At 65.6% G+C, this 8,686-nt stretch carries 13 protein-coding genes; 9 read left to right on the top strand and 4 right to left on the bottom strand.

Going from position 1 to position 8,686, the window contains the following annotated elements; translation table 11 throughout:
* The first annotated feature begins 137 nt into the window (after positions 1-137).
* From D477_RS06405 to D477_RS23835, 7 genes are all read left to right on the top strand, one after another.
* Positions 138-320 carry a hypothetical protein gene (locus D477_RS06405; protein WP_005268108.1) on the top strand — a complete coding sequence of 61 codons (183 nt, stop codon included), beginning with the start codon at positions 138-140 and terminating at the stop codon, positions 318-320.
* Positions 321-775: 455 nt separating this feature from the next.
* Entirely contained in the window at positions 776-1,204 is a 429-nt protein-coding gene (locus D477_RS06410; RefSeq protein ID WP_005268109.1) for a hypothetical protein, read from the top strand.
* A 592-nt stretch (positions 1,205-1,796) separates the two neighbouring features.
* Positions 1,797-2,054 carry a glutaredoxin family protein gene (locus D477_RS06415; protein ID WP_005268111.1) on the top strand — a complete coding sequence of 86 codons (258 nt, stop codon included), beginning with the start codon at positions 1,797-1,799 and terminating at the stop codon, positions 2,052-2,054.
* Between the two features lie 39 nt (positions 2,055-2,093).
* Entirely contained in the window at positions 2,094-2,684 is a 591-nt protein-coding gene (locus D477_RS21715) for a single-stranded DNA-binding protein (protein WP_005268112.1), read from the top strand.
* Positions 2,685-2,914: 230 nt separating this feature from the next.
* Entirely contained in the window at positions 2,915-3,535 is a 621-nt protein-coding gene (locus tag D477_RS06425) for a DNA-binding protein (RefSeq protein WP_005268113.1), read from the top strand.
* Positions 3,536-3,688: 153 nt separating this feature from the next.
* Entirely contained in the window at positions 3,689-3,934 is a 246-nt protein-coding gene (locus D477_RS06430) for a ParB family protein (RefSeq protein WP_005268114.1), read from the top strand.
* Positions 3,931-4,383 carry a helix-turn-helix domain-containing protein gene (locus tag D477_RS23835; protein ID WP_081608493.1) on the top strand — a complete coding sequence of 151 codons (453 nt, stop codon included), beginning with the start codon at positions 3,931-3,933 and terminating at the stop codon, positions 4,381-4,383. The genes D477_RS06430 and D477_RS23835 overlap by 4 nt, the downstream gene beginning before the upstream one ends.
* A gap of 41 nt (positions 4,384-4,424) precedes the next feature.
* On the opposite strand, the gene D477_RS06440 is transcribed toward D477_RS23835, so the two are convergent.
* Genes D477_RS06440 through D477_RS06450 form a run of 3 tightly spaced genes read right to left on the bottom strand, consistent with a single transcriptional unit; the run spans position 4,425 to position 5,330 of the window.
* Positions 4,425-4,694 carry a hypothetical protein gene (locus D477_RS06440; protein ID WP_005268116.1) on the bottom strand — a complete coding sequence of 90 codons (270 nt, stop codon included), beginning with the start codon at positions 4,692-4,694 and terminating at the stop codon, positions 4,425-4,427.
* On the bottom strand, positions 4,687-5,007 hold the full coding sequence (locus D477_RS06445; RefSeq protein ID WP_005268117.1) for a hypothetical protein: 321 nt from the start codon (positions 5,005-5,007) through the stop codon (positions 4,687-4,689). Before D477_RS06445 ends, D477_RS06440 begins: the two co-directional genes overlap by 8 nt.
* Positions 5,004-5,330, bottom strand: coding sequence for a hypothetical protein (locus D477_RS06450; RefSeq protein WP_005268118.1), 327 nt, complete (start codon positions 5,328-5,330; stop codon positions 5,004-5,006). The genes D477_RS06445 and D477_RS06450 overlap by 4 nt, the downstream gene beginning before the upstream one ends.
* Positions 5,331-5,468: 138 nt before the next feature.
* Between D477_RS06450 and D477_RS06455 the strand changes: the two genes are divergently transcribed.
* Entirely contained in the window at positions 5,469-6,482 is a 1,014-nt protein-coding gene (locus tag D477_RS06455; RefSeq protein ID WP_005268119.1) for an ATP-dependent DNA ligase, read from the top strand.
* A gap of 493 nt (positions 6,483-6,975) precedes the next feature.
* Here the strand turns inward: D477_RS06455 and D477_RS06460 are convergent, their stop codons facing one another.
* On the bottom strand, positions 6,976-7,446 hold the full coding sequence (locus D477_RS06460) for a type II toxin-antitoxin system Phd/YefM family antitoxin (protein ID WP_005268120.1): 471 nt from the start codon (positions 7,444-7,446) through the stop codon (positions 6,976-6,978).
* Positions 7,447-7,672: 226 nt separating this feature from the next.
* Between D477_RS06460 and D477_RS06465 the strand changes: the two genes are divergently transcribed.
* The gene (locus D477_RS06465; RefSeq protein WP_005268121.1) at positions 7,673-7,882 is read left to right on the top strand and encodes a hypothetical protein; all 210 of its coding nucleotides are present in this window, start codon (positions 7,673-7,675) and stop codon (positions 7,880-7,882) included.
* Positions 7,883-8,686: the final 804 nt, after the last annotated feature.

Below are 8,686 nucleotides of genomic sequence, written 5' to 3' on the forward strand. Positions count from 1 at the left end.
CCGGCGGCCTCCTCCGCTGCGCTCCTCCGGCCGCCGGCCCAACACGCTGGCGCGGGCGCAGCCCCTGCATGCCACAAGCGGCAGAGGTCAGCCAATACAGTGAGAGGGCGCACTGAACAGGCTTTCGAAAGGACAGCATGAACACCCCGGACTTCCTGCCCGAACCTGCTCTCACCCTCCACTCAACCACGGACAGCAGGACCGACAGCATCGCCGAGGCGATGCTCAACGGCACCGCCACGCACCATCCGGCAGCGCCGGGCCGGGTCGACTTCATCCGGATCCCCGAGAGCATCCGGGACCTTCCCGGCGCCGGCTAACCGCCCTCACCGCGGCGCAGGAGCCGCGGACCAGGTCAGCGCTCGGGTTTCTTCCGGCGGCGTGCTGTCCGGGCCGGACGGAGCCGGCCCGGACGAGGGGTCCGATGCTCGCTTGCTCGCATCGGGGAGCGGGCCTCGCTGCGCTCGGACTGTCAAAGCGTTCTTTGGTTTTTTTGCTGCTGTCCTTCGGATCGTACGTGCCCGCTGCGCACCGTCAACCGGGCTGCGCCCGGCTGCGGGCCCGGGATTTTTCTCCGGCGCTCCTTCGTCGCTTATTTCCTCCCAAAAATGCCCCGTGCCCTTGCCCCTGCCGGGGTTGAGCAGTGCTCCGACGGCCACAGCTTCGCGCTGCTTCGCCAGCAGGCAAAAAACAACGGGGGAGGGAAAGGGCACAAGCCGGCTGGTACAGATCCGCTGCCCGACTCCCCGCCACCTCGCCAAAGGAGACACAAACCATGAACGCCATCGCGATCGAAACCGTGACCACCGCCGACACCCACGAGGAAATCCGTGACCTGCCGGTGCTGCGGGACTACCACATCAACGGCGGCTACGACTGGATGGAAGCCATCGAGGCCGAGGGCTGGAGCGTGCTCGGCAGCTGGGGCTGCGACGGCTGGGACCTGGGCCAGTGGCCCTACGTCATGATCGCCGCGATCCGCACCGCCGATGCCATCGGCGACCTGTTCGGCGTCGCCTCCTACTGCGAGGGCGACGTCACCTGCACCTTCTACCGCACCCAGGCGGCCCAATGGGAGAAGATCACCGAGCACGCCTTCTACTCGTGGAAGAACGGGCAGGCCCACGGCCCGACCGACCTGCCCGAGACCGCCGCCGACCTGCCCGCCCGCTACCGCGGACCCTACCGGCCCGCCTTCGACTAACCGGATCCGTAGGCTGGTCCGCCCCGGATCTAGGGGCGGACCAGCCAGCCAGTCCGCGGCAATGTGCCCAAGGGAACACGCGGCGAAACCCGGCCCGGTGCCGGGAACAGCTCTAGGATCAGGTGCGTGGTGAAGGTGAAGGGCACCATCCGCCCCATGGAAATCAGAGAGATCCAAGCCGAGGGCGAGGACTACGCCGCAGCACGCGAAGCGCTGGAGGCCCAGGTCACGGAAGGCTGGCAGCTGCTCTCCGTCCTCACGGACCGCTAAAACAACCCATCACCTCGGGCCAGCCGGCCCGAGGTGAACCGCGAACACAACAAGAAATGTTTGGCTGGGGACGACACAGGGCACCAGCGGAAACAGCCACCGTACCGGAGACTCCCCAGAGTGCGGGGCCGGCTTCACAAGCAGGCTAACCGGACCGAACACCCCAGCCCCCTCGGGCTCCCGGACGCACCTAAATTCTCTCATGAAACCTTGCAAATAAGCGGCAAAACGCTGGTCATTCAGATGAATGAAAGGTAGAATGGAAGCACAAGGTCACCCCAGACGAACGAAACCATTACTGATACGAAACGCAGGACTGAACATGACCATCACCGTCTACACCAAGCCCGGATGCTTCCCCTGCCGGAAGACCATCGAAAAGTTCCAGGCCGCCGGCATCGAACCGCAGATCGTAGACCTCATACAAACCCCCGCCGCACTGGAGTACGTCACCGAAGACCTCGGCTACTCCCAGGCGCCCATCGTCGTGATCGACGAGAACTTCCACTGGTCGGGCCTGAACCCCGGCTGCATCGACCGCGCCATCGCAACCCTCACCCAGCACACCCCCGGCCAGTAAGCCCCCGCAAGGGCACGTCAGGAAGGAAACCCGGAAACCATGTCAGGGACAACCATGATCACCGTCATCGGCAACCTCACCGCCGACCCCGAACTGCGCTTCACCCCCAGCGGCTCCGCCGTCACGAACTTCACCATCGCCTCCACCCCCAGGACCTACGACAGCCAGACCGGCCAATGGAAGGACGCAGAAACCCTCTTCCTCCGCGCCTCCATCTGGCGGGAAGCGGCCGAACACGCCGCCGAATCCCTGACCAAAGGCACCCGCGTCGTCGCCCACGGCACCCTGAAACCCCGCACGTATGAAACCCGGGCGGGGGAGAAACGAACCGTCATCGAGCTCGAGGTCGAGGAACTCGGCGCCTCCCTGCGCTACCACCCCGTCACCGTCCACCGCCAACAGCGCCAGCCCGCGAAAGGCAGCATCCCGCACCCGGCCGACGACTTCCGGCTCCCACCCAACCAGTACTCCGAAGACGCCTGGTTCGGGATCGAAGCCAACCCGTCCGGCCGGATCATCCCCGACAGCCAGAAGACCGGGAACCCGCCGGCGGAAGAGCCCGTCTTCAAGGGACTGGCACTGCCATCCGGGACACTGTCCCCGACCACCGCACGGCGCCAGGAACACTGACGGCCACGGAGGTTGCTGCCCCCGCTGCGGGGGCAGCTGCCCGGCGTCCTGGAGCCGGGTGCCGGGCTGCCTCACCCGCATCCAAGGGGCTGGGCTGGGAGCGCCGGCCCTTCGCCCTTACCTGCGAAGGTGGAGGAGCTGCCGTCCGCGAAAACACACGGGCAGCACGGACAGTAGGAGGAGTAGTAGTAGGATTATTACTATTCCTACTATCGGTCAGGAGGTTAGCGGTGACTGAAGCCGTAAAAGAGCGGGTGTATGCGGCGGCGGAGCGGATCAGCGCCGACCGGAACCCCACGGTGTCCAGTGTGCGTGAAGCGGCCGGGGTGTCCAATGCGGACGCCACCCGATACCTGAAGCAGTGGCGCGAGGAGAAGGCCGCTGCGGGCACGCAGATCGCCGCCACCCCGCAGGCGGTGCTCGAGCACGCCGCGCGGCTCGCCGGCACCGTGTGGGCGGAAGCAGCCCGGATGGCCGATGAGCGCCACGCCGCAGTGCAGGCCCGGTGGGAGGGGGAACGCCGGGAAAAGGATCAGGAGCTGGCCGAACTGGTCGCCGACCTGGACCGCACCACGGCCGAGAAAGATAAGGAACTCGAACGCCTGGCAAGGGAACTTCAGGCGGCTGCCCAGCGCCTGGAAGGCGCGGAGGCCAACGCGGCCGAGGCGCTCCGGGCCGCCGACAGCGCCCGCGAGGAGAACAACCGGCTCAGGACCGAACTCGCCGCGGCCGAAGCCAGGACCGCCACCCTGCAGCAGACCATCGACGCCCTGCTCCAACGCATCACACCGCCCGAAACCCCGGATACCGCCTCCGGCGGCGGCGAACAGGCAGACGACCACCAAGACTGAACACTCTCCCCCGGGGGAGCATTATCGGCTGCCGGCCCCCAACGCCACGGCGGCAGCACCGGCGGGGGAGAAGGGGCAGGTCCCCGGCCGGCTCCAGCGGTTCGGGGAAACACGAGGGGGGAGATGCCCGGCCGGGCCAAGAGAGGAGGGTACATGAGCACCAGTAAGCCGGCTTCCTTTACCCCGTACTTCACGCAGGAAGACGCAGGGCAGGTCAGGGCCGCGTTCCTGGCCGCCGGGAAGGCCGAGGGCTACGCTTCGGTCTCCGAACTGATCGAAGCGGCCACCCTGCGCGAACTGCGCCGGCTGGCCCGCAAATACAATCAGGGCAGGAAATGGGAACCGGCCCCGCCCGGGTCCCTGCGCCCCGGACAACGCACACGGGAAGAACAACGATGACCAACCCGACACCGCCCGCCCAACGGCGGTTCCTCAAACTCACCGATGTCGCCGAGGAACTGAACATCTCCCAGGACCAGGCCTACGCCCTGGTCCGCTCAGGCGAACTCCCGGCCATCCAGATCGGCGGCCGCGGCCAATGGCGGGTGGGCGCCGACGTCTTCGAAGCGTACATCGCCGAGGCTACCGCCGGACCAAAGAGATGGTCGCCCGCGGCCTGCCCAAAGAAACGCCGGACAACCACTAGCTCATCACCACCAAACCTCCCGGCGTCGACCGGCATAAATTCCCTTTTGGCGAGGGGAAAGAGCGGGAGGCCAACCCCAGGGTTGGCCTCCCGCGCACTTAACACCCGGCACCCTGCCGCCCGCGCATCTCCTGCTCCAGGGCCGCGAGGACCCGGCCGGCGTATTCGACGACCTCGTGCCAGACCTTGCCTTCGAGAGTGAGCGCGTTATCCCGGATGGCCTCGACCGGCTCGGCCGGTGCCCTAAGGTGGCCGACTGATCCTGTTGATGACGACCGCAGAGCCCGTGCGCTGTGCCAGGAATTCCAGCTGTTCCACGGTCGCGTCCCGGCGCCCGGTGATGGCCGGCCGAACCTGGCCTTGCAGTCCGGGCTGGTTCAGGATCGCCGCGAGGATACCCGGGTCCACACTTTGCCGGCTCAGGACGGTGATCCGGGCGCGCCAGCCGCCTGCCAGCGCGCGCTCTTCGAACAGGGCCGCGCCGTACGGCTTATCCCAAAACCGGTCACTCATCAGATACCCGGATCAGGTGCCAGCCCTCCCAGCCCGGATGCCTGCGCACCTCGAGCGTGCGCGGCGGGGACGTGGACGTCGCGCGCACCTGCAGCCGCCAGTATTCGATCTCGATCAGCTGCCCGCGTCCGGGCCCCGCCGGCAGCTCGGATTCCCACCAGTTCCACCGGCTGAACCAGTGCACCGGCTCCGCAGCCACCGGCCAGAGCCGCCCGCGCCACCGCACCGCCAGCGGTACGCCCTGCGGGGTGAACCGGACCTCGACCGGCTCATTGAGCGTCCGCTGCGCCGCCGGCTCCTGTACCGCGGTCATCGCCCTTTTACCGTCCTTTCTCCCAAAGCCGTCTTACCCGTCGGATCGTCCCGCCGCGACACCGCCGACGCCCACACCCAGGTCGTCCGCCGGATCCCGCCGTGCGTCCAGCACACCTGCACCGCCCGCAACGTCCACCCGAACGTCTCGCCGGCCACCAGCTCCGCCGAACCCGGGAACCGGATCCACGCCCACACCGGCACACCGGGCACCACCCGCGTGACCGGATGGTGCTCAAAATCCAGCTCCTCCAGCGTCAGCGACACCGGCTTGGCCCGTCTCGCGTAACGGGCCGCCAGCCGCGCCAGCGCCTCCCGATCCATAGCGTTAAAAATAGAACACATATTCGAATTAAGCGAAGGAGGCCGAAGATCAGAAGTGCAGCCAGGACCAGGGTGATGGATCCTCTCTTCTGATCGCCTCTCGGCTCTGAACCGCGTAGAGGCTTGTATGGTGGGCGCATGAGCTCCGGGCTCCCGCACGGCCTGCGCCCGCCGGTCAAGGTGGCGCTGGCCCGCGCCGTGGAGAAGATCCCGCGCCTAAACGCCCTGCCCGGAGGCTCGGTCTATGAACCCAAGTGGGATGGCTACCGGGCAGTTCTGAGCCGTGAAGGGGAAGAGGCCTCCATCTGGTCCCGGCAAGGCAAAGACCTCTCCCGTTACTTTCCCGATCTCGTCGCCGCGGCCGCGGAGCAGGTGCCGTCCGGCTGCGTACTCGACGGGGAAACCGTGGTCTGGTCGGGGGAGCGGCTGGACTTCTCCGCCCTCCAGCAGCGTCTGAGCACCGCAACCAAGGCCCTGACGCAGCTGGCCCGGCAGGTGCCGGCCCACTTCGTGGCCTTCGACCTGCTCGCCGTCGCCGGACACGACATCCGCGACCAGCCCCTGCACGTCCGCCGGCAGCTGCTTGAAGAACTCGCCAAAGACTGGACCGAAGTCCTGGAGCTTTCCCCGGTCACCGCTGACCCGGAGACCGCCGCACGGTGGTTCGAGGAGCTGCCGGCCACCGGGATCGAAGGGCTCGTGGTCAAGGGGCGAGCCCAGCCCTACGAAGGCGGCCAGCGCCAGTGGCTGAAGGTCAAGCACAGAGAAACGATTGAAGTGGTCTGTGCAGCGGTCATCGGCCCGATCGACAGACCCGAAGCTGTCGTGGCCGGCCTGCCCATAGAGGGCGAACTGCGCATCGTCGGTCGATCCGCCATGCTCAAACCCTCGGCCGGGAAACAGCTGGGCGCCCAGCTCCGGCCGTCGGCAGGGGAGCACCCATGGCCCAAACGAATCAAATCCACCACCCTCGACAGGTTCAACCCCGGCCAGGACGAAACGGTGCTGACCCTTATCGAGCCCATCGTCGTCGAGGTGTCAGCCGACACAGCCTGGTCGGGGCAATCCTTCCGCCACACCCTCCGATTCCTCAGGTCTCGTCCTGAACTCAACGTGGCCGATGTCCGTCCTCCCAGTGGCGCAGGGCAATGAATCCTTGTTTTGTTGGGATTGCTTGGAATGCTTGCGTACCCGGTAATTCCAGCATTAGCCGGGGAAGTGCGCCCTAGTCGCTCAGTAAGGGCTGCGCCAACGGATCCTGGTTTCACCTCAGTACTGCACCGAACAGAAGCGCCGTTATCGGCGTTCGACCTATTTGTGGCATTGTGGTGGTGGGTGTGGACGTCGATCAGTACAACGGAGCGCCCGTCGACGTAGAACCAGATTCTGGCGCCATGGGTCAACTCGTACTGCCGTCGGCGGTGCTTTGTTCCCTTGTGGGTGACGAACTCGAGATCGCCCTTCATGCCATGACATATCGGATTGTCAGCGAGGGGATCGAGGGTCAGCCGCTCCCAGGCTTGGACGACGGTATTTCGTTGCACGGCGAGAACGTCTATCCAGCCCTTCCGGGAGTTAGAGGTCCCGAAGATGATTTCGTACTCACTGCGGCGCAGTGGACGGTGGACTGTCTCCTTCTTCGGTGTCACCTTCCGGCTCGTGGATCATCGACGGTTTCGCGCTCGTCCAGCCAGTCGAGCTCATCATCGGGCCTGTAGCCGGCCGCAATCGCCTCGGCTGTTGATCTCCATTCGGCCAGGACGACAAAGAGTCTGTCAAAGCTGGAGATGGAGGCGCAGGCACGGGAGACTTCAACAATTTCGGTTGCGAACTGCTCGCGCTGGTGAGTCGACAAGAAGCCCAGCCAGGGGAATGGAACAAGGAGCCGTTCGGCGAAGCTGGAGTCACCGGGGGCAAGGGATGCGGCCACAAGGCTGGCTGCCAGGCGTAGGGCCTCATGTTCCCGCTCGACGGAACTGGACCGGACCAGCGTCAGCGGCTCTCCGTCGCGCCGCGTAATTGTTACGGGACCCTCTTCTGCGGCGCGGAAGACCTGTGCCGGATTCCGGGATAGGTCCGAAGAGCTCGCTGTTCGGCTGTGCGCGATGACGGTCATGACTCCATTATTCTGAATATGTTCAGAAAACGCAATTATTTCAGTTGGTCGTGGTCTGCGTCCGACCTTTTTCCTGTGCGCCGACGGAGGTCGTTGCTGCCTCCGCGTCGGTCAGGACATGCGCGCCGTTGTCGGCGCTTGCTCGTGCCAGCGGGCATTTCTCCCTTGGGAGTTTGAGGCAGGCTAGAATGAGACGTGCATCACGTTTCTGTCGAGGAGGTGGCCATTGAGCGCTAGGACTGTCGAGACCTACTGGGAAGACGGCGTGTGGAAGAGCCGCCACCGCGGAGCCGACTGGCACTTTGCGTACGGCGGCTCCCGTGACCAAGCCCTAATCCTGGGCCAGGCAGCAGCGCGCAATCACGATGCAGAGCACGTAATCATCGAACCCGGGGACATCGCTGAGCACGGGGACACTCTTCAACTAATGGAATAGCGGCGGACGCGTCGGCCGCGATCAGCCCACGGATCCCACGCTCTGCCGGTCAGGGAGGAAACCTTCAGGATCGGCATCGAGCCCCTCGTTGTCGCAGTCTCCGCCCCGACCCCGTTAAGGCCGGACGGTCCTTCCGGCAAGTCCTGCCATAGTTGGTGCCCCGTCCGGAACTCGACCCAGCCGACGTCCGTCCCCCCCAGACCTGCCTGCCCTGCAGTGAAAGAACCTTCTTTAAACAAAGTCCAAGCCATCCCGGCCGGCCATACGGGGAGCTCCTTCAGGGATCTCCCCGCCAACGGGGCGGTGGTGCAAGGCCAGTAAACCGGAAGGACATGAGCTGTCCATGTGTGGTGCTGGAGCGCCAGCCGCCGTTGTGGCGTCTCGACAACCCCTCCTGTAACGGTTCCTCCAGCCGAGGCAGCTCAGCTGCGCCGCCATCATATGCGCCGTTATCGGTATCTGCGCTTGGGCGGAGATGGTATGGGTAGTGGCCGCTGCGCGTCACGTGGCACTGTTTGGGGTCCTCGGAGGATGACGGCCGGCGTCGGTGTTCCTCCGATCACCGGCGCGGGCCGCCGAATGCAGAGTACAGCAAAATCGCATCGCACCCGTGACAGTTCAGCAACCGGAAAGGACCGTGGTGCCTTCCGGCCGGTGTCCCGGTTTGGCGGCCCCACCGCCTGAACAGCTTGAAGAATCGCATCCCTGGTTCTTCATTCCATCAAGTCGCGATTCCAATAGTGTTGCGTAACGACAAACAGCATCGGGATGACGTGCTGTCTCGGCAACAGGGATTGTCCGCGT

This window comes from Arthrobacter crystallopoietes BAB-32, from assembly GCF_000328305.2.
Taxonomy (GTDB): Bacteria; Actinomycetota; Actinomycetes; order Actinomycetales; family Micrococcaceae; genus Crystallibacter; species Crystallibacter crystallopoietes_A.